The following is a 23,348-nucleotide window of genomic DNA, read 5'->3' as shown; positions in this document are numbered from 1 at the left end:
TGATGCAGGTCACCGGGTTCATGCCCCTCGGTTAGCACGGGAACCCCGCCAAGCCAAGCGTTGAGTTTGTTCACCGGGTCCGGCAGAGTGCCCGTCATGGACCGAGACTTCATTAATTCCATCTGCAAGGAATTTCCCGGTGCAGAACTGTCAGACCCATGGGGCGGCGGTCATGACGCGTGGAAAGTAGGCGGCAAGATGTTTGCCTGTATCGGAATTGCAAATGACGGTGTTTCCGTCAAAACACCCGATGCGGAGACGGCTCAGATGCTAATTGATGCCGGTGTCGCGGTGAAAGCCCCCTATTTTCACCGCAGCTGGGTCCGCCTGCCGTTTGATGCCGAGACCGAGGAACTGCGCCATCGTTTGACGGTTTCCTATGACCTCGTACGCGCATCGCTGACAAAAAAGCTTCAGGCAACGCTGGCGCCGCGAAGCTGATTGACAAACGGCCACTGCTCTGCCCCATTCAGCGCAAAGCAACCAGAGGCGATTTCATGAGATTGTCTGAACGCATCACGCAGATCACCGGTGGCGGCAGCGATGGCTGGGACGTGTTCTATCGCGCGCGCCGGATGTTGAGTGAAGGACAAGCCGTAACCGAACTGACGATCGGTGAACATGACACCCGAACCGACCCTTCGATTCTTCGGGCGATGGAGCTGTCGGCCCGCAACGGCCATACAGGTTACGCGATGGTGCCCGGCACGGACCTGTTGCGCGACACGGTCGCCGCACGGGTTCAGACCCGCACTGGCGTTCCGACCGCTCGGAACAACGTTCTGATCACCCCCGGCGGGCAAGCCGCCCTGTTCGCGGCACATATGGCCGTTTGCGACCCCGGTGATGTCGGATTGTATCTCGACCCGTACTACGCCACCTATCCCGGCACGATTCGGGGTGTTGGCGCCGTGGCCCGTGCGGTTCAAACCCCGGCCGATGACGCTTTCCAGCCCCAGGCCGAGCGGATCGATGCCGCTGCTGAAGGCGCGGTTTCACTGTTGATCAACACGCCGAACAATCCGACCGGCGTGGTCTATTCCCGTCAATCGCTTGAGGCGGTCGCTGACGTGTGCAAGGGGCGCGATCTCTGGCTGATCTCGGATGAGGTATACGACACGCAGGTTTGGGACGGTGAACATCTTTCTCCGCGTGCGCTGCCCGACATGGCAGAGCGAACGCTTGTGGTTGGATCCATGTCCAAGTCCCACGCCATGACCGGGTCGCGATGTGGATGGGTCATCGGCCCACAGGAGGTCATCGCCCATCTGATCAATCTGGCGACCCACACCACCTACGGCGTTCCCGGGTTCGTACAGGACGCGTCGAGTTTTGCGCTGACCGCGGGTGTTGAACTTGAAGAAAAAATCGCTGCTCCGTTCCGCCGCCGCCGTGCCTTGGCCATGGATATTCTGGCCTCGCAAAACATCGTTGGCCTCGTCCCCGCGCAGGGCGCCATGTATCTGATGCTGGATATCCGCGCGACCGGGATGTCGGGGGACGCGTTTGCCAACGCGCTGCTGGACGCACACAAAATTGCCGTCATGCCCGGCGAAAGCTTCGGCAAGGCCGCTGCCGGGCACATACGGGTGGCCATGACCGTGGCGGATGAACGCTTTGCGGTTGCGCTGAAAACGCTTTGCGAATTCGCGTCGCATCTTGCGAGGAAGCACGCAGCTGAATAAGCCTGTTGTCAGAAACGAAACGTTGTACGCAAGTTGAAGACGTTAGAATCCAGACCACCGGTGGATCGGGTGACATCATCGAAGTCTTGCCGCAGCGCCTCACCGCTGATGACAAAATTCTCGCCAATCGGATAAGCGATGCCGATCCCGTAAACAGCGGCGGTATCGCTGTCGACGGATGTTTCGGCCCGTGCCGCGCCAACGACGACATACCCCAGCGCGCTGCCGAAATCGTACCCGCCACGCAGTTTCAATCGGGTCATGCTGTCCAGACTGCCCTGAGACTGGCTGAGGTTCAGGGAAAGGCGGTTGTATTCAAGTTCACCGCCCAGAACGAAAGCCCCGAAATCCTGATCATAGCCTACATGCGCACCAAAGGCGGTGTCGTCCCCGCTTGATCCACCCGGTCCATCCGCATCCGCGTACCCAAAGCTGAGCCCAACGTACCCCCCTGTCCAATCCTCTGCCAAAACCGGGCTGGCGCTGGCCGTCAGAGCCACGACAATCAGGACAGAAAAAAGTTCAAAAGTCTGTTTCAACGCGATTTCACTCGGGCTTCAGATCATGTGTTAACTTATAATTCAACTGGGATCGCTTTTGTCAGAGTTCAATTCCTTGCACGCAAAGCTCAAGAGTAAGTGAATGCAGTATAACAGATTTCTGTCCTCGGGGGAGAAAATCTGCCTTAGAATTCCGTCAGAGGTTTGTTGGGCAGATATTTGCTGAAGTAAATTCCGTTGAGGTCGCAAACAGAACAGATTGCGTCGCCGTGTTTTGGAATTGTTGCGCCAAACGTTGAGAGGCGGAATGACTGACCACGACTGGAAAATCAGCCTGATCAGCCGCACCATTGGTGCGGACCGGGGGCGTGCAGCGAGAGGACGGCCGTAAGCGGCCGTTTGCCAGTTCCCCAAACATCTCTCACAGATCGGAAAAAGAAATGAACGACCAATCTCGCAACACATCGCGCAGCGGCGGTCGCGCTGCGCGTCGCGCTGCCCGTGCAACCGCATTGCCTGAACATCTGCGTCCCGTGCGCCCCGGTATGGAGGGCGGTGTCCTGAATGTCCTGACCCAGGCACAGATCGAACGTATCCACGAGGCCGCCCTGACCGCATTGGAAACCATTGGTCTGGCGGACGCGCCGCAAAGTGGAATCGACTATCTGGTTGGTGCAGGCTGCATATTGGGCGACGATGGCCGCATCCGCTTTCCCCGTGCGCTTGTCGAAGACACGATCGCAAAGGCGAACCGCAATGTCACTTTGTACAGCCGTGACGGGAAAACCGATCTGGACCTGACAGGTACAAAAGTCCATTACGGCACGGCTGGTGCAGCCGTTTCCATGGTCGACGTGCATGGTCGCAAGTATCGCGATTCAACCGTTCAGGATTTGCACGATGCCGCACGTATCTGCCAACAGCTTGACAATATTCATTTTGTTCAGCGCCCCATGGTCTGTCGCGACATCGCGGACAACCTGGAAATGGACCTGAACACGATCTACGCCAGCTGTTCAGGAACATTCAAACACGTCGGCACATCCTTCACGGAACCCAGCCATGTCGCCCCAGCGATGGAGATGATCTACATGATCGCGGGCGGCGAAGACAAATATCGCGAGCGACCATTCGTGTCGAACTCGAACTGCTTCGTCGTCCCACCGATGAAATTCGCCACTGAAAGCTGCGAAGTGATGGAGGAATGCATCAAGGCCGGAATGCCGGTTCTGTTGCTGTCAGCCGGAATGGCCGGTGCCACCGCGCCATCAACCATCGCCGGAGCAATCACCCAGGCCACGGCAGAATGCCTTGCGGGATTGGTTTATGTAAACGCCGTAAGTCCCGGCGCACCCGCAGTTTTCGGCACCTGGCCCTTTGGTCTTGATCTGCGGACCGGAGCAATGTCCATCGGTTCCGGTGAACAAGCCCTGCTGACGGCAGGCTGCGCCCAGATGCACCGCTTCTACGATTTGCCGGGGGGCGCGGCGGCCGGTGCATCAGATTCGAAGCTGCCCGACATGCAGGCCGGGTGGGAACAGATGTGCTCGAACGTGATGGCCGGGCTGTCCGGTCTGAACATGGTATATGAAGCCGCTGGCATGCACGCCTCGCTGCTGGGATTCTGCTTTGAAAGTCTCATCCTCAGCGACGACCTGATCGGTCAGGCACAACGCTGTGTGCGCGGGATCGAAGTGACCGATGAAACCCTGGCGTTGGATCAGATCGCATCCGTGTGCATGGGCGGCCCCGGTCATTATCTGGGCACCGATGCGACCCTCAGCCGTATGCAGGCCGACTATGTCTATCCGACCTTTGGTGACCGCTCGTCCCCCAAGGAATGGGTGGAGCTTGGCAAGCCGGATCTGGTTGAAAAGGCAGTGGCCCGAAAGAATGAGATCCTGTCCACCCCGTCGGCGGCCCGGTTCGACCCGCTTCTGGATGCTGAGATTCGGGAAAAATTCAACATTCACTTGCCGTTATAACATCTGAAAAGCGGCCCGATGAGTGTCGGGCCGCCCTTTCTTGTTTACCCGTTGCTGGGTGGAAGCAAACCTGCCTCTTGTGCAACGGCCACTTCATCAGCATCCAGCGCCCCGTCGCCATTTGCGTCCATCGCCGAAAATGTATCGGCGTCAACGTCGGGCAACACGGCCTGAATTTCTTCGATGGTCAGAACGCCATCGCCATTGGCGTCGGTTGAGGACTGCGCCGAGAGCACTCCCGGCAAGGTCAGTGCAGCAATGGAAATCCCAATCAAGTACTGCGGTTTCATTTTCGTGCCTCCTGGATAAGTTGATTATGTCTTCGTCCGGACAGGCCCCAGAAACACCGGAACAGCCGCAGGCGTCACCCGTTTTGCGTGATTTCCGGGAAGTCGCGCCAATCTTTGCGTGTTTGCCCGAGTCGGTGTTGCGACACACCGCCGGGCAAAACCTTGCCAGACCCGTTTCGGCAAAACTTGCCCGACAGGCATGGCCCGATCCGGCAAGACCGCGCTCATCCGGGCAACCAGTCGCAAAAAAGAAAGGGGGCCGAAGCCCCCTGTCAGTTTCGCCATCCAGGCTCATTTCGTTGACCGCCCGGTGTTTTTTTGCCTGCGGCCTGGACGTCGCATGGAACGAGCGCACCCGTTCCGTGAAAGAGTGGGAGGGAGCAAATATTCCGCCCCACCCTGTTCCCGGCCAACACGGGCATGTCGGCCGAGTGAAGAAAGGACATCTGGTAAGTCTTGTGTCCTTTCTCCGAATTCGTCGGGGTCGGTTACCTAGGGCAGCGTCCGACCCCTACGCCCCGGGGTGCCGGGGCGCTTTCCTTAGCTACACCCGCTTGTCGCGCCACAGGTGTTGCATTTCATGCAGGTGCCGTTGCGCACCAGTGTGTAGTTTCCGCATTCGCCGCAGGGATCGCCCTCGTACCCCTGCATCTTGGCCTTTGTGCGGGCGTCCATGCTTGTGGCCACCGCCGTTTCGGCTGCCGATGCTTCAAAGGAAGCCGCCGGTTCAGCCATGCCGTTCACCTCGACCTGACCCGCATTGAACACAGCCAGATCTTGCGGCAAGCGCTTGCGCAGATAACCGGTAGAGCTGATTTGTTTCAGCACTTCCAACGACTTGGACGCGGCTGTATCGCTGATTTCCGAAACATTCGAGACACCCTCGTCCTCGCCCCGACCCAAATCGTCAAAGGTTGCGCCTTCGGGTTTCACGTGGGCCAAATCGGTGCGGTCCAGATAGGACACGGCCAGTTCGCGGAAGATGTAATCCAGGATTGACGTTGCGTTCTTGATCGAGTCGTTGCCCTGCACCATCCCCGCGGGTTCGAACTTGGTGAAGGTGAAGGCGTCCACGAATTCTTCCAGCGGCACACCGTATTGCAGACCAACCGAAACGGCGATGGCAAAGTTGTTCATCATCGCACGGAAGCCGGCACCTTCCTTGTGCATGTCGATGAAAATCTCGCCCAACTGGCCGTCTTCGAACTCACCGGTGCGCAGATAGACCTTGTGGCCACCAACGATTGCCTTCTGGGTATAGCCCTTGCGGCGATGCGGCAGTTTCTCGCGATGGCTGCGGATGATTTCCTTGACCACAACCTTCTCGATCACCTTTTCGGCCAGAACGACGGCCTTTTCCTGCGCCGAGCCGCTCTCCAGCACTTCCGCCGCTTCGTCGTCATCCTCGACCAGCGCCGCCGCCAGCGGTTGCGACAGTTTCGAGCCGTCACGATAGAGCGCGTTGGCCTTCACACCCAGCGACCAGCTGAGTTCATAGGCCTTCTGGCAATCCTCGATGGTCGCGTCATTCGGCATGTTGATCGTTTTCGAGATCGCACCCGAGATGAAGCTCTGCGCCGCCGCCATCATGGTGATATGGCTTTCAACTCCAAGGAAACGCTTGCCTTTTTTTCCGCACGGGTTGGCGCAATCAAAGATCGAATAATGCTCTTCCTTCAGGTGCGGCGCACCTTCCAGCGTCATGGTTCCGCAGACGTGATCGTTGGCCGCCTCGATATCCGCACGGGAAAAACCAAGATGACGCAGCAGGTCGAATGTCGGGTCATTCAGCTTGGTCGCCGGGATGCCCAGAACACCGGTGCAGAAATCCTCGCCCAGTGTCCACTGGTTGAAGACGAACCGGATGTCGAAGGCGCTTTCCAGAGCCGCATCCACCTTGGCCAGTTCATTCGGGCCAAAGCCATGACCGGTCAGCGAGGTGTGGTTGATCCCTGGCGCATTGCCGATGGTGCCGTGACCAACGGCATAGGATACGATCTCTTCGATCTGCGACGAGGAATAGCCCAGCTTTTCCAGCGCCGATGGCACCGAGCGGTTGATGATCTTGAAATACCCGCCACCGGCCAGCTTCTTGAACTTCACCAGCGCAAAGTCAGGCTCGATCCCGGTGGTGTCGCAATCCATCACAAGACCGATGGTGCCGGTGGGCGCGATCACGGTGGCCTGCGCGTTGCGATAGCCATTTTTCTCACCAAGGCTCAGCGCCTCGTCCCAGGCGGACATGGCCAGATCGACCAGGCGCTTGTCCGGGCAGTTGCCGTGATCCAGTGGCACGGGTTTGACGGCCAGTTTCTCGTAGCCTTCTGTCACACCCTGCGCCGCGCGGCGGTGGTTGCGGATGACACGCAGCATATGCTCGGCGTTGCGCTCATAGCCTTTGAACGGGCCAAGCTCGCCTGCAATCTCCGCCGAGGTCGCATAGGCCACACCGGTCATGATCGCTGTCAGTGCGCCACAGATCGCCCGGCCCTCGTCCGAGTCATAGCTGTAGCCCATGTTCATCAGCAGTCCGCCGATATTGGCATAACCCAGACCCAGTGTGCGGAAGTCATAAGACAACTGCGCGATTTCCTTCGACGGGAACTGCGCCATGGTCACCGAGATTTCTAGCGTCAGGGTCCACAGGCGCGAAGCGTGCATGTAATCCGCTGCCTGGAACTCACCATCCTTGAGGAAGGTCAGCAGGTTCATCGAAGCAAGGTTACAGGCCGTGTCATCCAGGAACATGTATTCCGAGCACGGGTTCGAGCCGCGGATCTCACCATCTTCGGGGCATGTGTGCCACTCGTTCACCGTGTCATGGAACTGGATGCCCGGATCGGCACAGGCCCACGCGGCATGGCCAACCTTTTCCCACAGATCGCGCGCCTTGACGGTCTTGGCCACCTTGCCGTCGGTGCGGTTGATCAATTCCCAATCGGCATCCTTTTCAACCGCCTTGAGGAACGCATTGGTCACGCGGATGGAATTGTTCGAGTTCTGGCCCGAAACCGAGCTGTAGGCCTCCGAATCCCAGTCTGTATCATAGGTCGGAAACTCGATGCTGTCGTGGCCCTGCCTGGCATAATCCAAGACACGCTTGATGTAAGTTTCTGGTATTGCAACCTTTTTCGCTTCACGAACCGCCTTTTTCAGCGCGTCGTTCTTGTTCGGATCATAGGCGTCATCGGCAGATCCATCCCAAGACCGGATGGCCTCGAAAATGCCGTTCAGCATCTTCTCGTGCATCTTCGATCCGGCAACGATCGAGGCCACCTTCTGTTCTTCGATCACCTTCCATTCGATGAATTGCTCGATGTCCGGGTGATCCGCATCGACGATCACCATCTTTGCTGCCCGACGGGTTGTTCCGCCTGATTTGATCGCGCCAGCGGCGCGGTCGCCGATCTTGAGAAAGCCCATGAGGCCCGAGGATTTGCCGCCGCCCGACAGCGCCTCGCCTTCTGCACGTAGATGGCTGAAGTTGGTGCCTGTGCCGCTCCCGTATTTGAACAGGCGCGCCTCGCGCACCCACAGGTCCATGATGCCGCCTTCGTTCACCAGATCATCATCGACCGACTGGATGAAGCACGCGTGCGGCTGAGGATGTTCATAGGCCGATTTCGACTTGGTCAGCTTGCCGGTCTTGTAATCGACATAGTGGTGCCCCTGCGCCGGGCCATCGATTCCATAAGCCCAGTGCAGGCCGGTGTTGAACCACTGCGGTGAGTTCGGCGCCGCACGCTGGGTCGCCAGCATATAGCGCATCTCATCGAAATAGGCGCGCGCGTCCTCCTCGGTCGAGAAATAGCCGCCCTTCCAGCCCCAATAGGCCCAGGCGCCAGCCAGACGGTCGAACACTTGCTTCGACGATGTTTCTCCTTCGAAATCTGCGCCTTCCGCGGGAACCGATCGCCACAGAAATTCAGGAACATCTTTTTCCTTCACTTTCTTGAGCTTGGTGGGCACCCCCGCCTTGCGGAAGTATTTCTGCGCAATCACATCGCTTGCGACCTGCGACCAGCTGGAGGGGACTTCGATGTCATCAAGACGAAAGACAATTGTACCGTCCGGATTTCGGATTTCAGATGTTGCGGACACAAAATTCAGTTCCGCATAGGCGTCCTGATCCGGTTTGGTGAATTTTCTTTCAATCTTCATGTCCGCAGCCCTGGTTTATTCAGCTCAATTTCAGATTCCCGACACCAAATCTTGTGTTGCAGGGTGTCGCCCACAACGCCCTGAGAAGCGTGCAAAAAGGTACTGTTCGCTGCCTTGGACAGCGCAATGCCGCTAATGCGGCCGCACGTTAATCGTTTGTGCTTATCCGACCCTCGCCCGCTGCCTTTTCCGGAGTATACACCAGATGTTGTGGCAATCTCGTTGGCTCATACAATTTGACGTATGTTCCCATAGTAGGTCAACGCCCTTTTTCGGTCATTTTCCAAATCTTTTTTATTGACCTGATGGCTGCATGAGGCCTTCTGCGTGCCGGCTGCGATTCCTCCACAGCTTCATCCACGGCGAATTTCCGCCGACGTTTTGCGCTCTCAAAGTGAATTCCCGTTTTTACCAGCATAGTTATCTGGATTTGATCAACCAATGGCATGCTGGTTACCTTGAAAGGGAATCAATACCGTCCGGGCAAACAGACCTGCGCCATGTGCCGAACGGTTTACCCAAGAGCGAGGGAGTTCAAGCGAATGAAGTTGTTTCATTTTTTCCCGGCCATGGCCTGCATCGTTGCATGCGCACCACAAGATGTGCCCATCCCGTCACGCAGCGCACAGTTTGAATCCTTCCCGAAACGGCTGTTCGATACTTTTGAAACCAGTTGCTCGGGCCCTGGCGAGTCTTTCAAAAAAACCGGGAACGAAGTTTTTGAATGCAGTGAGTTCCTGCCCCCGAAGGCGACAGCTTTTCTGATTCTGAACTACGACGGACATCCGCAGGAACTGCCCCAAAGCGTCATGCGACTTACGTCAACAAAAACAAACGCAGGGTATCGCGTGGACGCGCGTGTTTTCTTCCACGTCCCGCAAAAAACCGGTGCGGCAGTTGAAGTTCCGGTCGAAAGTAAGGTTTTGAATCAAGCCATCAGCGAGCTCTACCAGACAATGGGTGGCTCGCCGAATTAGCTTGATGGAAGTGGTCGGGGCGGCAGGATTCGAACCTACGACCCCCTGTACCCAAAACAGGTGCGCTACCAGACTGCGCCACGCCCCGGACCGTGCGCCTTCCTAACGACGCCGATCTGATTTGAAAAGCCCTAACAGGGCCAAATTGCAGGTCCTTGCGAAAAAATTTCGTGCTTCATCTGTGTCCCGGGCCCGATGGAGTAGCGCGCGGACAATCCTGCATTGATTTCAAGCACCGCATATATGGAATCGCCCCCTTCAATCGGCGTAAGATCACCCGGAATCGCCCCTTCATGCACACGCGTCACCAAACCGGTGCGATCGAGAAAAACCATATCGAGCGGGATCAGTGTGTTCTTCATCCAGAAAGCAACGGGTTGAGGCGGATCAAAGACGAACAGCATACCGGATCGAGCCGGCAACGATTCGCGAAACATCAAACCGCGGGATCGCTCTTGCGGAGTAACGGCGACTTCCACGTTAAATTGCACGGTCGCACTGTCATTTCTGAGTGTGACACGATCCGATCTGCAAGCAGCAGCGGCAACTCCTGCCCACAACGTTACGAATATGGTCAAGAGTATCCGAAGCCGTTTCATCCGGTTCAGCTATCCAAAGCCGCTTCCCAGGCCAGAACCTGCGCGGCCATCCGACCACGCTTGCCGTCGATCACCCTCATGGCCAGAGCTTCACCTGGTTGCAGATCGGCAAGACCCGACCGGCGCAATACCTCGATATGAAGGAATACGTCTTCATTTCGCCCAAAGACATTGGCAAATCCGAAACCCTTGCCTTTGTCGAACCATTTCACCCGTGCGGCTTCCAGCGGCGCCTTTGCGATAGCCTCCGGATCCAGCTCGGCGAAATCGGCAAGCATCATCGAGTCGGTCCGCGCCGGCGGATCAATCGCAACGACCTCGACCGCTTGAACCCCTCGGTCCGTGCGGTGAGTCATGATTTCAATGCTGGCGCCATCCGCAACCGAACTCTGGCCGTAATTGCGCAGAACATTCACGTGCAACAGAATATCCGGGCCGCCCTCTTCGGATACAACAAAGCCATAACCCTTGGCAGGGTCGAACCATTTTACGTGTCCACGGACGCGGTACATGTTGTTCAGGTCTTCTGGCACGGTTTTCCCATCGCGAATTTCAACAGTTCGTTAAGGGTTTGTTGTTTATGGGAATGGCAGGCAAATTCAAGCTGAAAAAATCGTTTATTTTCTGCCTGTTGCATTTCACGACACGTGAACGTCATGGATTCAACCTTTCAACATGCCATGCCGATCCCGGCTCAATTCGTTGCCATCTGAACCGGTCATGCAAGCGGAACGCTCCATCGGCCCAGAACTCAATCTCGGTGGGCGTCAATCTGTACCCGCCCCAAAACGGCGGACGCGGTGGATTTGGCCCAAGTTTCGCCGTCACTTTCGCGACCTCTGCCATCAAAGCTGCCCGGCTTGAAAGCGGTTGAGACTGCTTTGAAGCCCACGCGCCCAGTCGGCTTTTCAATGACCTTGATGCATAATACTCATCTGCTTGGGGCCCATTTTCACGACGTATTGTACCACGAACACGAAGTTGACGCCGCAAAGATTTCCAATGCATCACAAATGCAGCTTTTCCGGCGGCATCCAGTTCCTTGGCCTTGGCGCTTTCGTAGTTCGTATAAAAAACAAACGAGTCCGCTTCGATTTCCTTGAGCAACACCATGCGTGCATTTGGCAAGCCATCCGGATCAACGGTTGCTAGCGCAATCGCATTCGGGTCGTTCAATTCGGTTTCTTCAGCCTCGGCAAGCCACCGGGCCGCTATTTCAAACGGATCGGAGCCAGCAAAGATGCCATCACGCTCGGTCATTTCCATCCCCTGGAAAGTATTAACGTCGAACCTAAGGCGAGAACTCGCTGCGGGCAAGAGCGCACGGCCTTGATGCAACGCAACCAATGGCATAAACCAACTCAACATAACGCGAAGACAGGCGGAGAACCGAACATGTCAAATCAGTTGATGGCCGGCAAACGCGGCCTCATCATGGGACTGGCCAATGACAAATCAATCGCATGGGGAATCGCCCGCGCCTTGTCGAATGCCGGGGCCGAGCTGGCCTTTTCCTATCAGGGCGAGGCTTTGAAAAAGCGCGTCGATCCGCTGGCGGCACAATTGGGCAGCGAAATTGTTCTGCCCTGCGACGTCAGTGACGAAGCATCCATCGACGCGCTCTTTGCAGCTCTGGAAGAGAAATGGGGCAAGCTGGACTTCGTCGTCCACGCCATCGGCTTTTCCGACAAGAACGAGCTGCGCGGTCGCTATGTCGACACCAGCCGCGCGAACTTCAAACTGACGATGGATGTGTCGGTATATTCCTTCACAGCCGTGATGCAGCGTGCCGAAAAGATGATGTCAGAGGGCGGCAGCGCCGTGACCCTGACCTATTACGGCGCCGAGCAGGTCATGCCGCATTATAATGTCATGGGCGTCGCCAAGGCCGCGCTGGAGGCGTCGGTCAAATACCTGGCTGAGGATCTGGGCAAGGATGGGATCCGCGTGAATTCGATCTCGGCCGGGCCGATCAAGACGCTGGCCGCCAGCGGCATCGGCGATTTCCGCTATATCATGAAGTGGAACGAATATAACTCGCCCCTGCGCCGCAACGTGACGATCGATGACGTCGGCAACTCGGCGCTGTACCTGTTGTCGGATCTGTCCAGCGGTGTCACTGGTGAGAATCTGCATGTGGATTCGGGGTATCACATCGTCGGCATGAAGGCCGTTGACGCCCCGGACGTTGAAAAAGGTTAATAACATGAGCGCCAAGGACCGCCTGCCCCACGAAAAAGGCTTTCATATAAGCTGGGACCAGATTCATCGCGATTCGCGTGCGCTGGCCTGGCGTCTTGACGGGCAAGGTCCCGATGATGGCAACTGGCGGGGTGTTGTCGCGATCACGCGCGGCGGCATGGCGCCTGCGATGATCGTCAGCCGAGAACTGGACATCCGTACGGTCGATACGATCAGCGTGCGTTCATACCACCACCAGGAACAGGGTGAAGCAGAGGTGCTGAAATCTCCGGACGCCGACCTGATGGGTGACGGAACCGGTATTCTGATCATCGACGACCTAGTCGACAGCGGAAAGACGTTGGAACTGGTTCGGGACATGTACCCCCATGCGCATTTCGCGACGGTTTACGCCAAACCCAAGGGCCGCCCGATGGTGGATACCTTCATCACCGAAGTCAGCCAGGACACATGGATCTTCTTCCCATGGGATATGGCCCTTCAATATGTCGAGCCGTATCGCGGCACCGATTGATTTCTGATTAGTAGACCGCTCATGACGCTCAGCCGTACCGCCGCAACATTCGCACCTCCGGTGATGGAGGCGCGCCGATGGGTCGAGCGCGTTGCCTTCCCATCCGACCGCCCGTTGATCAACGTAAGCCAGGCGGCCCCGGTTGATCCGCCGCCGCTGGCCTTGCGGCAGGCTATGGCCGAGTTTGCTGTGCGCGAAGACAGCGCGCATCTTTACGGCCCGGTATTGGGCAATGACGATCTGCGCACCGAACTGGCGGCGCAGATCAGTGCTCACTATGCGGCGCAGGTAGATGCACCTCGGATCGCCATCACCTCGGGCTGCAATCAGGCGTTTTCGGCCGTGATATCGGCGATCACCGGCGAAGCGGATGAGGTCATTCTGCCAACCCCATGGTATTTCAACCACAAAATGTGGCTGGATATGGCCGGAGTACGGTCCGTGGACCTGCCGACCGGCGATGATCTTTTGCCCGATCCAGAGCGTGCGCGCGGATTGATTACCGACAAGACACGCGCCATTGCGCTGGTCACGCCCAACAATCCGGGCGGCATCGAATACCCTGCCGAACTTGTCAGAGCCTTTTTTAACCTGGCCCGTGAAACCGGGATCCGCCTGATCGTCGATGAAACCTATCGCGATTTCGACAGCCGCAGCGGCCCCCCGCATGATCTGTTTCAGCAACCCGGGTGGGACGAAACACTTGTCCATCTTTACTCTTTCTCCAAAGCTTATCGTCTGACGGGCCACAGGGTGGGTGCCATCGCAACAAGCCCGGCGTTGTTGTCCGAGGTCGAGAAATTTCTGGATACGGTCGCCATTTGCCCGGGCCAGATCGGCCAGTTCGCAGCGTTGTGGGGTATGCAAAACCTGTCGCAATGGCTGGCCTGCGAGCGTGACGAAATTCTTGACCGCCGCGCAGCCATTGCAGAAGGCATGCCGGCGCTTGAAGCACGGGGGTGGCGGCTTTTGGGACTTGGCGCCTATTTTGCCTATCTCGAACATCCGTTCGACATGCCGTCAGAAGAGCTTGCGCGCCGTCTGGTCAGCGAAGCCGGCGTGCTGCTGTTGCCCGGAACCATGTTCATGCCCGATCATGACCCGGCTGGAAAACGGCAGGTCCGCATTGCTTTTGCCAATCTGGATCGGGCCGGGCTGGGCCAATTGTTCGACCGGTTGCAGGACCTGCCCTTCTAAGCTTGCCCCTCGGCGGTGTGCGTCGTATTCAGGGCCGCAACCGACAGGGCAGAACTCTGCCGAAAAAACAAGAGGGCATCATGGCCGCAGGCGCTAAAAGTCTTTCGAAAACCTTTGTCTGGATTCTGATGGGCCTGCTGATGCTGGGCCTTGCGGGATTTGGCGCGGTCAACCTCAGCGGGACGATCCGCACAGTTGCGACAGTCGGCGACGAAAGCATCTCGGTCGATGACTACGTGCGCGAATTGCAGCGCGAGATTCGAGCGGTAGAGGCACAGTCCGGGCAACCTTTGCAGATGTCGCAAGCCCGCGACCTGGGTCTGGACCGAAACGCCCTTGCCCGCCTGACCGCTTTGGCGGCGCTGGACAACGAGGTCGGTCAGCTTGGGATTTCCATCGGCGATGAGAACCTTCAGCAAGAGATCATCTCGATCCCGGCCTTTCAGGGTGTCAACGGAACATTTGACCGTGAATCCTATCGCTTTCAGCTGGAACAGGTCGGCATGACCGATTCCGAATTCGAATCCGATCTGCGCAAGGAATCCGCCCGAACCATCGTGCAGGGCGCAATCATGGGCGGCGTGAAAATGCCGGAAACGCTGACGGACACGATGATCGATTATATCGGCGCGCGGCGCAGCTTTACGGTTGCAACTGTTGGGACGGAAGCGCTGGATACTCCTGTAGCCGAACCAACGGACGCACAGATCCAGGCATTCTATGATGACAATGGGGAACAGTTCATGCTGCCCCGCACCAAGCAGCTGACTTATGCGATTCTGTCGCCAGCAATGTTGGTGGACACGGTCGACATCGACGAAGACGCGCTGCGCAAGCTTTATGAAGAACGAAACGACGAATACAACCAGCCCGAACGCCGTCTGGTCGAACGTCTGAACTTTCCAAGCGAACAGGCCGCCAAGGACGCTTTGGCGCAGCTTGAGGTTGGCGGCACAACGTTCGAACAGTTGGTTCGGGATCGCGATCTGGAACTGAATGACATTGATCTGGGCGACGTGACGCGTGAGGATCTGGGCGAAGCGGCGGACGCTGTTTTTGCGGCCGAGCTTGACACAGTCGTGGGCCCGTTGCCTTCGGTGTTCGGTCCGGCCCTGTTCCGCGTCAACGGATCACTGGCCGCGAACACTGTTCCATTTGAAGAGGCCGAGCCGGCACTTCGCGAAGAGTTGGCGACTGAACGCGCCCGCCGTCTGATCGAGGCGCAATCCGAAGATATCAACGATATGCTGGCGGGCGGTGCCACGCTGGAAGAACTGGCGGAAGAAACCGAAATGGAACTGGGTCAGATCGACTGGACCCGTGACAGCGACGAAGGCGTTGCGGCCTATGACGGGTTCCGAGCGGCCGCAGAAGCCGTTCAGGAAGGGGATTTCCCTGAAATCGCCTTCCTCGAAGACGGGTCAATTTTTGCCCTGCGCCTAAACGAGGTTCTGCCGCGTCGCCCGGAACCGCTGGAGAGCGCGCGCGACCGTGTCGCCGAGGCCTGGCAACAGGCCGAGATCAACAAAGCCCTGCGCGAAAAGGCAGATGCCATTCTGAACCAACTGGCACCTGACGGTGATTTCGCAGCCACCGGCCTGCCCTTCCGCGTCGAAAATGCCCTGACCCGCACAGCGTTTCTGGATGATGTTCCAGCCAATTTCATGAACGAAGTTTTCGCGATGGAACCGGGTGAGCTGCGCGTTGTTTCGGGTAATGGTGCGGCTTGGATAGTGCGTCTGGATGAAACCCTGCCGCCGGCGGATACTGATGAACTGCGTCAGTTGCGTGATGCCCTGAGCTCGCAGATGGATCAGGCTCTGGCACAAAATATTTTCAACGCCTACGTACGTGACGCCCAGACCCGGGCGCGCCCCGTGGTGGATCAACAGGCGCTGAACGCCGTGCAGGCGAGCTTTTAAACGAGACAGATATGGCCCTGACACCCGACTTTGAAACCTTCGCGCGCGCCTATGAGGCGGGCGAAAACCAGGTTGTATATACGCGTCTGGCCGCCGATCTGGACACACCTGTTTCACTGATGCTCAAGCTGACGGGCGCGCAGAAAGATGCGTTCATGCTGGAATCGGTGACAGGCGGTGAGGTTCGTGGCCGCTATTCGATCATCGGCATGAAACCTGATCTGGTCTGGCGCTGTCACGGGGAAACCTCGGAACTGAACCGTTCGGCCCGTTTCGATGCCGAGGCGTTCTTGCCCCAAGATGGCAACCCGATGGACAATCTGCGGGCGCTTCTTGCCGAAAGCCGCATGGAATTGCCCGATGACCTGCCACAGGCCGCTGCCGGGCTGTTCGGGTATCTGGGTTATGACATGGTTCGGCTGGTGGAACACCTTCCGGATGTGAACCCTGATCCACTGGGTTTGCCTGATGCGATCATGCTGCGCCCGTCTGTCATCGCGGTGCTGGATGGGGTCAAGGGTGAAGTGACGGTGGTTTCACCCGTCTGGGCCAGCGACGGCCAATCGGCCAAGGCGGCCTATGCCCAGGCGGCTGAGCGTGTGATGGATGCGGTCCGCGACCTGGAACGGGCCATGCCCGCGGAAACCCGCGATCTGGGCGACGCGCGCGAGGTCGCCCCGCCGGTGTCGAACTTCACCAAATCCGGCTATATGGAGGCGGTTGAAAAGGCCAAGGAATACATCCGCGCGGGTGACATCTTTCAGGTTGTCCCGGCTCAACGCTGGACGCAGGATTTTCCGCTGCCGCCTTTTGCACTCTACCGATCCTTGCGGCGCACGAATCCGTCACCCTTCATGTTCTACTTCAACTTCGGCGGTTTTCAGGTGGTGGGCGCAAGCCCCGAAATCCTGGTGCGTGTCTTTGGCAACGAAGTCACCATTCGCCCCATCGCAGGCACGCGCCCACGCGGCGCGACGCCCGAAGAAGACAAGGCGAACGAGCTGGATCTGCTGGCCGATAAGAAAGAACTGGCCGAGCATCTGATGCTGCTGGATCTGGGTCGCAACGATACCGGTCGTGTGTCAAAGATCGGCACCGTACGACCGACAGAAGAGTTCATCATCGAACGCTACAGCCACGTGATGCACATCGTATCGAACGTTGTGGGCGAATTGGCCGAAGACAAAGACGCGCTGGACGCCTTTTTTGCGGGTATGCCGGCAGGAACGGTTTCGGGCGCGCCAAAAGTGCGCGCGATGGAGATCATCGACGAGCTGGAGCCGGAAAAGCGCGGCGTTTACGGCGGCGGCGTCGGCTATTTCAGCGCAGGCGGAGACATGGACATGTGTATCGCCCTGCGTACCGCCATCGTGAAGGATCAGAAACTCTATATCCAAGCTGGGGGTGGTGTTGTTTACGACAGCGACCCCGAAGCCGAGTTCATGGAAACTGTTCATAAATCCAACGCCATACGGCGCGCAGCAGCTGACGCCGCGCGGTTTACCGGCAACGGAAACGGCTAAAAAACAGAGGCGGCCGATCAGATGATCACCGCCCCTTTTCTTTGCATTCTGCGCAGGTCACTGCACCTGTTTCATCATGACGGCCGAGATCGGAGCCATTGCCACGCGGTTGCCCCGATCTTCCAACCCCCACAGCAACAGGGCTGAAATCGTCTCGGGACGCACGCGCCCCAGCATGACCACTGTCCCTTCCTGACCCGCACGGAAAGCGGCCTGATCCAGGAATCTGCGCATGATTTTGGGATCCTGCCGTGCGCCGTCGATATCGCGGAAAACGACACTGGACGGAATTCCGTTTCGCGCCGCCAGTTTCTGCACGGTGTTGAGGCCGTTGTCCTGCGTGATCAGCCCCCGGCCGGTTCCCGCAGCAATCGCGGCGACCTGATCAGCCAGTTTGCGATTGCCCTGAATCCCGCTGTTCACACCTTCCAGAATACCAACCGTTTCCGGCAGGGTATCCAGCCACACCGACAGCGACACCTCGGCGTCCTGCGCGCTTGCGGCCTCGGGCAGATCCGCCAGGGCCAGCACCTCGAACCCGGCCTTGCGATGACGGGCCATCTTTTCCGCCGCGTCTGGATCCGATGGGTTCACGGCAAAGCTGATCGGATAGGGAAAGTCCTGCAACGCCTCGGACCCGAATGCGCCCTCGTCATCGATCAGAATGATGGACATCAGCGGCTTGGCTTCGGGGTTTTCGAACTTTGCCGCAAAACGCTCGATCGGCTTGGCCGATTTCGGCTGCTCAGCCGAAGCCTGTTCCACGACGGGCTCATCATCGCGTTCCGTCAGCGGAACGACGCGTTTTCCGATGATCGAGCTGGCACTTGCTTTCTGCTCACCCCCGATCTGGGGCAGCGCAGCGATGCGCGGCAGTTCGCGAGGCATGGTGTCTTCATCCCCTTCCACGGCAATCGGGCTGTTTTCAAAGGGGTTCTGTTCTTCGGCCTCTGTCGCCTCTGGCTCCGGCTCGGGCGCTGCCCGTGGCAGAGGGTCTGGCTCGGGCGCAAGCGCGGCCACCTCGGTGTTCTCGGGCTCTGCCGGCGGGGCCGGTGTTTCATCAATGACGGCAGGCAGCGCATCGTCTGGCTGAATTGCGGGAACCTGACTTGGCTCTGGCAGGGCGGCGGGCGCTTCGATCACGAATGACACTTCATTTGCATCTGCCGCTTCCGGTTGGTTCAGCGCGTCCGTTGCCGCGCCGACAACCGGCTGGGAATCGATAGACGTTTCCAGCCCCGACAGATCGGCCAGATCCTCGCCGGCGTCATCGGCGGCTTCTGGCGCACGCGGGGCAAGTTCCACCAGATCGGCGTCAGATCCGGCGTCCGCCACTTCAGCCGGAGCCTCGGGAGTTTCAGAAATCGTCGGCGCCGGTGCTTCGGTTGCAACAACCGGGGTATTCACCATCGGCGTCTTGAGTGACACAACCGCACCCAAGATCAAAACAACGATCGCGCCCGCGACCATTCCTCCGAAAAATCCGCCCATTTTCCTGCCTTTCGCCTCTTTCCTCTGCCTCGTCCAGCTCTGCGCCATCTGGTGTGGCGCTCGGCCAATTGAACGCGCCAGAAACGGTATGTCCTCTTGACGCTGCCGCTCAAGCCTGAGCATGTATGTGCGGACATTATACCGTGGCCCGGGGCTGCATCGCCAGCCCGAAATGCCCAAGCGAAGATAAGTGCCCAAATGCTGCTGCTGATCGACAACTACGACTCGTTTACCTACAATTTGGTACATTATTTAGGCGAACTTGGTGCCGAAATGGTCATTCGCCGAAATGATGCGCTGGATGTACAGGAAGCGATGGCCATGAACCCCGCCGGCATTCTGCTGAGCCCCGGCCCCTGCGACCCGGATCAGGCGGGGATTTGCCTGGCGCTGACGGAAGCGGCCGCTGAAACCAAAACGCCGCTATTGGGGGTTTGCCTGGGCCATCAGACCATAGGCCAGGTGTTTGGCGGCAAGGTGGTTCGATGCCACGAGATCGTTCATGGCAAGATGGGCACGGTGAAGCACGCCGGCAAGGGGTTGTTTGCCGGTCTGCCCTCACCCTTTGAGGCTACGCGCTACCATTCGCTGGTGGTCGAGCGCGAGACCCTGCCCGATTGCCTGGAGATCACGGCCGAGCTGGATGACGACACGATCATGGGATTGCAGCACAAGGAATTGCCGATCCACGGTGTGCAGTTCCATCCGGAATCCATCGCATCCGAGCACGGTCACGCCCTTCTCAAAAACTTCCTGCAAGAACTGAAAGTCCCGGCATGAGCGACGCGCTGAAACCGTTGATCGGAGCCGCTGCCGATCGTCCTTTGACACGTGCCGAGGCCGAAAAAGCCTTTGCCATACTGTTCGATGGCGAAGCCACGCCCAGCCAGATCGGCGGATTGCTGATGGCCATGCGGACACGCGGTGAGACGGTCGATGAATACGCCGCGGCAGCCGCCGTGATGCGTTCGAAATGCAATGCCGTGAACGCACCCGAGGGGGCGATGGATATCGTCGGCACCGGCGGTGACGGCAAAGGCACCCTGAACATCTCGACCGCGACCGCCTTTGTCGTGGCCGGTGCCGGAGTCACGGTCGCGAAACACGGCAATCGCAACCTGAGCTCGAAATCCGGCGCGGCGGATGCATTGGGCCAGATGGGTATCAACGTCATGGTTGGCCCGCAAGTTGTTGAAAATGCGCTGAAAGATGTTGGTATCGGCTTCATGATGGCGCCTATGCACCACCCTGCCATCGCCCATGTGATGCCGTCCCGGCAAGAATTGGGAACGCGCACGATCTTCAATATTCTCGGCCCCCTGACCAACCCTGCCGGCGTCAAACGGCAGTTGACCGGCGCCTTCAGCCGCGACCTGATCCGCCCGATGGCCGAAACGCTTGGCCTGCTGGGCTCGGACCGCGCCTGGTTGGTGCATGGTTCGGACGGGACGGACGAGCTTACGATCACCGGCATCAGCTGGGTCGCCGCTCTGGAAGACGGGATTGTGAAAGAGGTCGAACTGCACCCCGAAGACGCAGGTCTTCCGGTGCATCCGTTCGAGGACATCATCGGTGGCTCGCCCGAGGAAAACGCCGTTGCGTTCCGGGCTTTGCTGGATGGCGCCCCGTCCGCGTATCGTGACGCGGTGTTGCTGAATTCGGCCGCCGCTCTGGTCGTCGCCGAAGCGGCAAATGATCTGCGCGAAGGCGTGGCCATGGCTGCTGAAAGCATCGACAGTGGCAATGCCAAAAACAAAATCACGGCCTTGGCCGCCAAGACACAGGAAGCCGCATGACCGAAACCGTTCTGGACAGAATCAAAGCCTACAAACTGGAAGAAGTCGCGGCGGACAAAGCGCAGAAATCCCTGGAAACACTGGAAAGTGAGGCCCGGTCCGCCTCGGAACCCCGTGGCTTTGCCAATGCGCTGCAACACGCCTCGCGGCAAGGCTATGGCCTGATCGCCGAAGTCAAGAAAGCCAGCCCGTCCAAGGGGCTGATACGGCCGGATTTCGACCCGCCCGTTCTTGCAAAGGCTTATGAAGATGGTGGCGCGACATGTTTGTCCGTCCTGACCGACACCCCCAGCTTTCAGGGCAAGAAAGAGTATCTGACGCAGGCGCGCGAGGCGACGTCCCTGCCCGCCTTGCGCAAGGATTTCATGTACGACCCGTATCAGGTGGTCGAAGCACGCGCCCTGGGGGCGGATTGCATTCTGATCATCATGGCCTCGGTCAGCGATGATCAGGCGGCTGAACTGGAAGACACTGCATTCGATTGGGGAATGGATGTTCTGATCGAAGTACACGACGAGGCAGAGCTTGAACGCGCGGCACATCTGAAAAGCCCGTTGATCGGTATCAACAACCGCAATCTAAAAACCTTCGAAACAACGCTCGACACGACGCGCCGCCTGTCCAAGCTGGTGCCCGCCGATCGCACCATCGTGTGCGAAAGCGGACTGGGTACACCAGACGATCTGAAGGACATTGCCCGCTATGGGGCCCGCTGCTTCTTGATCGGAGAAAACCTGATGCGCCAGGATGATGTTGAAGCGGCAACGCGCCATATCCTGTCAAACCCGCTGATCCCCGGAGTGATGTGATGCCACTGACCCATTTCGATGCCCAAGGTCAGGCACATATGGTCGATGTCTCGGACAAGAAGGTGACAGATCGCGTCGCAGTTGCCGAGGGTCACATCAGGATGGCGCCGGAAACCTTTGAAATCATTTCCGAAGGTCGCGCCAAGAAAGGCGATGTTCTGGGCATTGCCCGTTTGGCCGGCATCATGGGCGCAAAGAAGACGCCGGACCTCATTCCGCTGTGTCATCCTTTGCCGGTGACCAAAGTGGCCGTCGAGCTGACTCTTGACCCGGACTTGCCGGGTGTTCGAATCCAGGCCACCGTCAAGACCTCGGGCCAGACCGGGGTTGAGATGGAAGCGCTGACCGCCGTATCGACAGCCGCCTTGACCGTATACGACATGACCAAGGCCGTCGATAAGGCGATGGAGATAGGCGGCATTCGCGTTCTGCTTAAAGATGGCGGCAAATCAGGGCGTTACGAGGCGAAATGATTACTGTCGAAGAGGCGCGCGCCCTGTTGTTCGATCTTGTGGGGCCATTGCCGGCAGAAGAAGTCCCACTGGCCCAGTCCGCAGGGCGCGTTCTGTCGCGGGACGTCACGGCCACGCGGGATCAGCCGCCTTTTGCCGCCTCTTCCATGGATGGCTATGCAGTCAAATCTGACGAGGTCGAACTGCACGCCATGTTCAAAGTCGTGGGCGAGTCAGCCGCCGGGCGTCGGTTTGAGGGCACTGTAGGCCCCGGACAGGCCGTTCGCATCTATACCGGCGCCCCTGTGCCCGAGGGCGCGGATTTCATTGTTATTCAAGAGGATACGGACCGCCGCGGTGATCTTCTGACAATCACGGACACACCCGGCGCCAAAACGAACATCCGACCCGCTGGCGTGGATTTCAAGGCTGGCACGTCCATATCGGCCCCGCGATTGATCCGCGCTGAAGATGTGGCCTTGATGGCCGCGATGAACATCCCTCGCGTTCCGGTGTCGTGCAAACCCGTTGTCGCCCTCATCTCGACGGGTGATGAGTTGGTCATGCCCGGGGAAGAACCCGGCCCGGATCAGATCATCGCCTCGAACACATTTGGCCTGAAGGCAATGCTCGAAGGATTGGGGGCTGTGGTGCGCGTGCTTCCGATCGCACGGGACACTGTATCGTCGCTTGAAACGGCCTTTGGTCTTGCGCAGGGGGCGGATCTGGTCGTGACGATCGGCGGGGCGTCGGTTGGCGATTATGACCTCGTGTCGGACGTTTCGCAGGGCTTGGGGATGAAGCAATCCTTCTACAAGATCCGAATGCGCCCCGGAAAACCCCTGATGGCCGGTCGTATCGGCACCGCGGCAATGGTCGGGTTGCCGGGCAATCCGGTCAGCGCCATGGTTTGCGGCTATCTGTTTCTGGCCCCGATGGTGCGCCGGATGCTGGGGCTTGAACAGGTGCTGCCGCCCTTCCGCACGGCCCGGCTGAGTGGTCCTTTGCCCGAGAATGGCCCGCGCGAGCATTATATGCGCGCCGTGGTGACGGATGCCGGTATCGAAGCTTGCGCAGATCAGGACAGTTCCCTTCTCAGCGTATTGGCGCAGTCCAACGCGCTGTTGGTCCGCGCCCCACACGATCCGGCGCGCGACGTCGGGGAATTGGTCGAATACCTGCCGATCTGATGTAGCCTCAAATTCGTTGACACAAAACGTGAACATGCGTAGAACAAAAGAAAAC

Annotated in this window: 21 protein-coding genes and 1 tRNA gene; 14 read left to right on the top strand and 8 right to left on the bottom strand. The window is 58.5% G+C overall.

The window, feature by feature from the left end:
• The first annotated feature begins 96 nt into the window (after positions 1–96).
• Both ACR0C6_RS04200 and ACR0C6_RS04195 read left to right on the top strand, forming a co-directional pair.
• Positions 97–441 (top strand): MmcQ/YjbR family DNA-binding protein, encoded by a 345-nt coding sequence (locus ACR0C6_RS04200; protein ID WP_171115769.1) that lies wholly within the window; start codon positions 97–99, stop codon positions 439–441.
• 56 nt (positions 442–497) lie between these two features.
• A complete protein-coding gene (locus ACR0C6_RS04195) occupies positions 498–1,685 on the top strand; it encodes a pyridoxal phosphate-dependent aminotransferase (RefSeq protein ID WP_480618356.1) in 1,188 nt (395 codons plus the stop codon).
• Positions 1,686–1,693: 8 nt separating this feature from the next.
• On the opposite strand, the gene ACR0C6_RS04190 is transcribed toward ACR0C6_RS04195, so the two are convergent.
• A complete protein-coding gene (locus ACR0C6_RS04190; protein WP_253283440.1) occupies positions 1,694–2,224 on the bottom strand; it encodes an outer membrane protein in 531 nt (176 codons plus the stop codon).
• A 401-nt stretch (positions 2,225–2,625) separates the two neighbouring features.
• On the opposite strand from ACR0C6_RS04190, the gene ACR0C6_RS04185 reads away from it, so the two are divergent.
• Entirely contained in the window at positions 2,626–4,170 is a 1,545-nt protein-coding gene (locus ACR0C6_RS04185; protein ID WP_480618355.1) for a trimethylamine methyltransferase family protein, read from the top strand.
• Between the two features lie 44 nt (positions 4,171–4,214).
• On the opposite strand, the gene ACR0C6_RS04180 is transcribed toward ACR0C6_RS04185, so the two are convergent.
• Together ACR0C6_RS04180 and ACR0C6_RS04175 are read right to left on the bottom strand one after the other, a co-directional pair.
• On the bottom strand, positions 4,215–4,460 hold the full coding sequence (locus ACR0C6_RS04180) for an EF-hand domain-containing protein (RefSeq protein WP_117868858.1): 246 nt from the start codon (positions 4,458–4,460) through the stop codon (positions 4,215–4,217).
• 540 nt (positions 4,461–5,000) lie between these two features.
• Positions 5,001–8,621: a vitamin B12-dependent ribonucleotide reductase gene (locus tag ACR0C6_RS04175; RefSeq protein WP_480445221.1), complete on the bottom strand. Its 3,621-nt coding sequence runs from the start codon at positions 8,619–8,621 to the stop codon at positions 5,001–5,003.
• A gap of 446 nt (positions 8,622–9,067) precedes the next feature.
• On the opposite strand from ACR0C6_RS04175, the gene ACR0C6_RS04170 reads away from it, so the two are divergent.
• Entirely contained in the window at positions 9,068–9,598 is a 531-nt protein-coding gene (locus ACR0C6_RS04170) for a hypothetical protein (RefSeq protein WP_254443822.1), read from the top strand.
• Positions 9,599–9,609: 11 nt separating this feature from the next.
• Here the strand turns inward: ACR0C6_RS04170 and ACR0C6_RS04165 are convergent.
• From ACR0C6_RS04165 to pdxH, 4 genes are all read right to left on the bottom strand, one after another.
• A tRNA-Pro gene (locus ACR0C6_RS04165) sits at positions 9,610–9,686 on the bottom strand.
• Between the two features lie 43 nt (positions 9,687–9,729).
• A complete protein-coding gene (locus tag ACR0C6_RS04160) occupies positions 9,730–10,197 on the bottom strand; it encodes a DUF192 domain-containing protein (RefSeq protein ID WP_480618354.1) in 468 nt (155 codons plus the stop codon).
• A 5-nt stretch (positions 10,198–10,202) separates the two neighbouring features.
• Complete coding sequence (locus ACR0C6_RS04155) at positions 10,203–10,709, bottom strand: cold-shock protein (RefSeq protein ID WP_174829352.1); 507 nt, start codon at positions 10,707–10,709, stop codon at positions 10,203–10,205.
• A gap of 142 nt (positions 10,710–10,851) precedes the next feature.
• Complete coding sequence (pdxH, locus tag ACR0C6_RS04150) at positions 10,852–11,457, bottom strand: pyridoxamine 5'-phosphate oxidase (protein ID WP_152459861.1); 606 nt, start codon at positions 11,455–11,457, stop codon at positions 10,852–10,854.
• Between the two features lie 135 nt (positions 11,458–11,592).
• On the opposite strand from pdxH, the gene fabI reads away from it, so the two are divergent.
• From fabI to trpE, 5 genes are all read left to right on the top strand, one after another.
• Positions 11,593–12,399, top strand: coding sequence for an enoyl-ACP reductase FabI (fabI, locus tag ACR0C6_RS04145; protein WP_171228263.1), 807 nt, complete (start codon positions 11,593–11,595; stop codon positions 12,397–12,399).
• A gap of 4 nt (positions 12,400–12,403) precedes the next feature.
• Positions 12,404–12,913 (top strand): xanthine phosphoribosyltransferase, encoded by a 510-nt coding sequence (gene gpt, locus ACR0C6_RS04140; protein WP_480618353.1) that lies wholly within the window; start codon positions 12,404–12,406, stop codon positions 12,911–12,913.
• A gap of 21 nt (positions 12,914–12,934) precedes the next feature.
• Positions 12,935–14,110 carry an aminotransferase gene (locus ACR0C6_RS04135; RefSeq protein ID WP_480618352.1) on the top strand — a complete coding sequence of 392 codons (1,176 nt, stop codon included), beginning with the start codon at positions 12,935–12,937 and terminating at the stop codon, positions 14,108–14,110.
• 80 nt (positions 14,111–14,190) lie between these two features.
• On the top strand, positions 14,191–16,032 hold the full coding sequence (locus ACR0C6_RS04130; RefSeq protein ID WP_480618351.1) for a peptidylprolyl isomerase: 1,842 nt from the start codon (positions 14,191–14,193) through the stop codon (positions 16,030–16,032).
• 11 nt (positions 16,033–16,043) lie between these two features.
• On the top strand, positions 16,044–17,555 hold the full coding sequence (gene trpE / locus ACR0C6_RS04125) for an anthranilate synthase component I (protein WP_480445228.1): 1,512 nt from the start codon (positions 16,044–16,046) through the stop codon (positions 17,553–17,555).
• 57 nt (positions 17,556–17,612) lie between these two features.
• On the opposite strand, the gene ACR0C6_RS04120 is transcribed toward trpE, so the two are convergent.
• On the bottom strand, positions 17,613–19,046 hold the full coding sequence (locus ACR0C6_RS04120) for a divergent polysaccharide deacetylase family protein (protein WP_480618350.1): 1,434 nt from the start codon (positions 19,044–19,046) through the stop codon (positions 17,613–17,615).
• Between the two features lie 198 nt (positions 19,047–19,244).
• On the opposite strand from ACR0C6_RS04120, the gene ACR0C6_RS04115 reads away from it, so the two are divergent.
• The 5 genes from ACR0C6_RS04115 to ACR0C6_RS04095 are packed head-to-tail and all read left to right on the top strand — an operon-like array spanning position 19,245 to position 23,293.
• Positions 19,245–19,826: an anthranilate synthase component II gene (locus tag ACR0C6_RS04115; protein ID WP_480618349.1), complete on the top strand. Its 582-nt coding sequence runs from the start codon at positions 19,245–19,247 to the stop codon at positions 19,824–19,826.
• A complete protein-coding gene (trpD, locus tag ACR0C6_RS04110; protein WP_171228257.1) occupies positions 19,823–20,842 on the top strand; it encodes an anthranilate phosphoribosyltransferase in 1,020 nt (339 codons plus the stop codon). The genes ACR0C6_RS04115 and trpD overlap by 4 nt, the downstream gene beginning before the upstream one ends.
• Positions 20,839–21,651, top strand: coding sequence for an indole-3-glycerol phosphate synthase TrpC (gene trpC, locus ACR0C6_RS04105; RefSeq protein ID WP_480618348.1), 813 nt, complete (start codon positions 20,839–20,841; stop codon positions 21,649–21,651). Before trpD ends, trpC begins: the two co-directional genes overlap by 4 nt.
• Complete coding sequence (gene moaC / locus ACR0C6_RS04100; protein WP_480445231.1) at positions 21,651–22,124, top strand: cyclic pyranopterin monophosphate synthase MoaC; 474 nt, start codon at positions 21,651–21,653, stop codon at positions 22,122–22,124. The genes trpC and moaC overlap by 1 nt, the downstream gene beginning before the upstream one ends.
• Positions 22,121–23,293 (top strand): molybdopterin molybdotransferase MoeA, encoded by a 1,173-nt coding sequence (locus ACR0C6_RS04095; RefSeq protein WP_480618347.1) that lies wholly within the window; start codon positions 22,121–22,123, stop codon positions 23,291–23,293. Before moaC ends, ACR0C6_RS04095 begins: the two co-directional genes overlap by 4 nt.
• Positions 23,294–23,348 lie beyond the last annotated feature (55 nt).

Source organism: Ruegeria sp. AL12 (genome assembly GCF_056540885.1).
Note: the sequence above shows the minus strand (reverse complement) of the source record. Positions and strands in the feature narration are given on the sequence as shown.

Excerpts from the sequence above, each read along its gene's own strand:
- ACR0C6_RS04200 (WP_171115769.1), top strand. The coding sequence starts at position 97 with ATGGACCGAGACTTCATTAATTCCATCTGCAAGGAATTTCCCGGTGCA.
- ACR0C6_RS04195 (WP_480618356.1), top strand. The coding sequence starts at position 498 with ATGAGATTGTCTGAACGCATCACGCAGATCACCGGTGGCGGCAGCGAT.
- ACR0C6_RS04185 (WP_480618355.1), top strand. The coding sequence starts at position 2,626 with ATGAACGACCAATCTCGCAACACATCGCGCAGCGGCGGTCGCGCTGCG.
- ACR0C6_RS04180 (WP_117868858.1), bottom strand. The coding sequence starts at position 4,460 with ATGAAACCGCAGTACTTGATTGGGATTTCCATTGCTGCACTGACCTTG.
- ACR0C6_RS04175 (WP_480445221.1), bottom strand. The coding sequence starts at position 8,621 with ATGAAGATTGAAAGAAAATTCACCAAACCGGATCAGGACGCCTATGCG.
- ACR0C6_RS04170 (WP_254443822.1), top strand. The coding sequence starts at position 9,068 with ATGCTGGTTACCTTGAAAGGGAATCAATACCGTCCGGGCAAACAGACC.
- ACR0C6_RS04160 (WP_480618354.1), bottom strand. The coding sequence starts at position 10,197 with ATGAAACGGCTTCGGATACTCTTGACCATATTCGTAACGTTGTGGGCA.
- ACR0C6_RS04155 (WP_174829352.1), bottom strand. The coding sequence starts at position 10,709 with ATGTACCGCGTCCGTGGACACGTAAAATGGTTCGACCCTGCCAAGGGT.
- pdxH (WP_152459861.1), bottom strand. The coding sequence starts at position 11,457 with ATGACCGAGCGTGATGGCATCTTTGCTGGCTCCGATCCGTTTGAAATA.
- fabI (WP_171228263.1), top strand. The coding sequence starts at position 11,593 with ATGTCAAATCAGTTGATGGCCGGCAAACGCGGCCTCATCATGGGACTG.
- gpt (WP_480618353.1), top strand. The coding sequence starts at position 12,404 with ATGAGCGCCAAGGACCGCCTGCCCCACGAAAAAGGCTTTCATATAAGC.
- ACR0C6_RS04135 (WP_480618352.1), top strand. The coding sequence starts at position 12,935 with ATGACGCTCAGCCGTACCGCCGCAACATTCGCACCTCCGGTGATGGAG.
- ACR0C6_RS04130 (WP_480618351.1), top strand. The coding sequence starts at position 14,191 with ATGGCCGCAGGCGCTAAAAGTCTTTCGAAAACCTTTGTCTGGATTCTG.
- trpE (WP_480445228.1), top strand. The coding sequence starts at position 16,044 with ATGGCCCTGACACCCGACTTTGAAACCTTCGCGCGCGCCTATGAGGCG.
- ACR0C6_RS04120 (WP_480618350.1), bottom strand. The coding sequence starts at position 19,046 with ATGGGCGGATTTTTCGGAGGAATGGTCGCGGGCGCGATCGTTGTTTTG.
- ACR0C6_RS04115 (WP_480618349.1), top strand. The coding sequence starts at position 19,245 with ATGCTGCTGCTGATCGACAACTACGACTCGTTTACCTACAATTTGGTA.
- trpD (WP_171228257.1), top strand. The coding sequence starts at position 19,823 with ATGAGCGACGCGCTGAAACCGTTGATCGGAGCCGCTGCCGATCGTCCT.
- trpC (WP_480618348.1), top strand. The coding sequence starts at position 20,839 with ATGACCGAAACCGTTCTGGACAGAATCAAAGCCTACAAACTGGAAGAA.
- moaC (WP_480445231.1), top strand. The coding sequence starts at position 21,651 with ATGCCACTGACCCATTTCGATGCCCAAGGTCAGGCACATATGGTCGAT.
- ACR0C6_RS04095 (WP_480618347.1), top strand. The coding sequence starts at position 22,121 with ATGATTACTGTCGAAGAGGCGCGCGCCCTGTTGTTCGATCTTGTGGGG.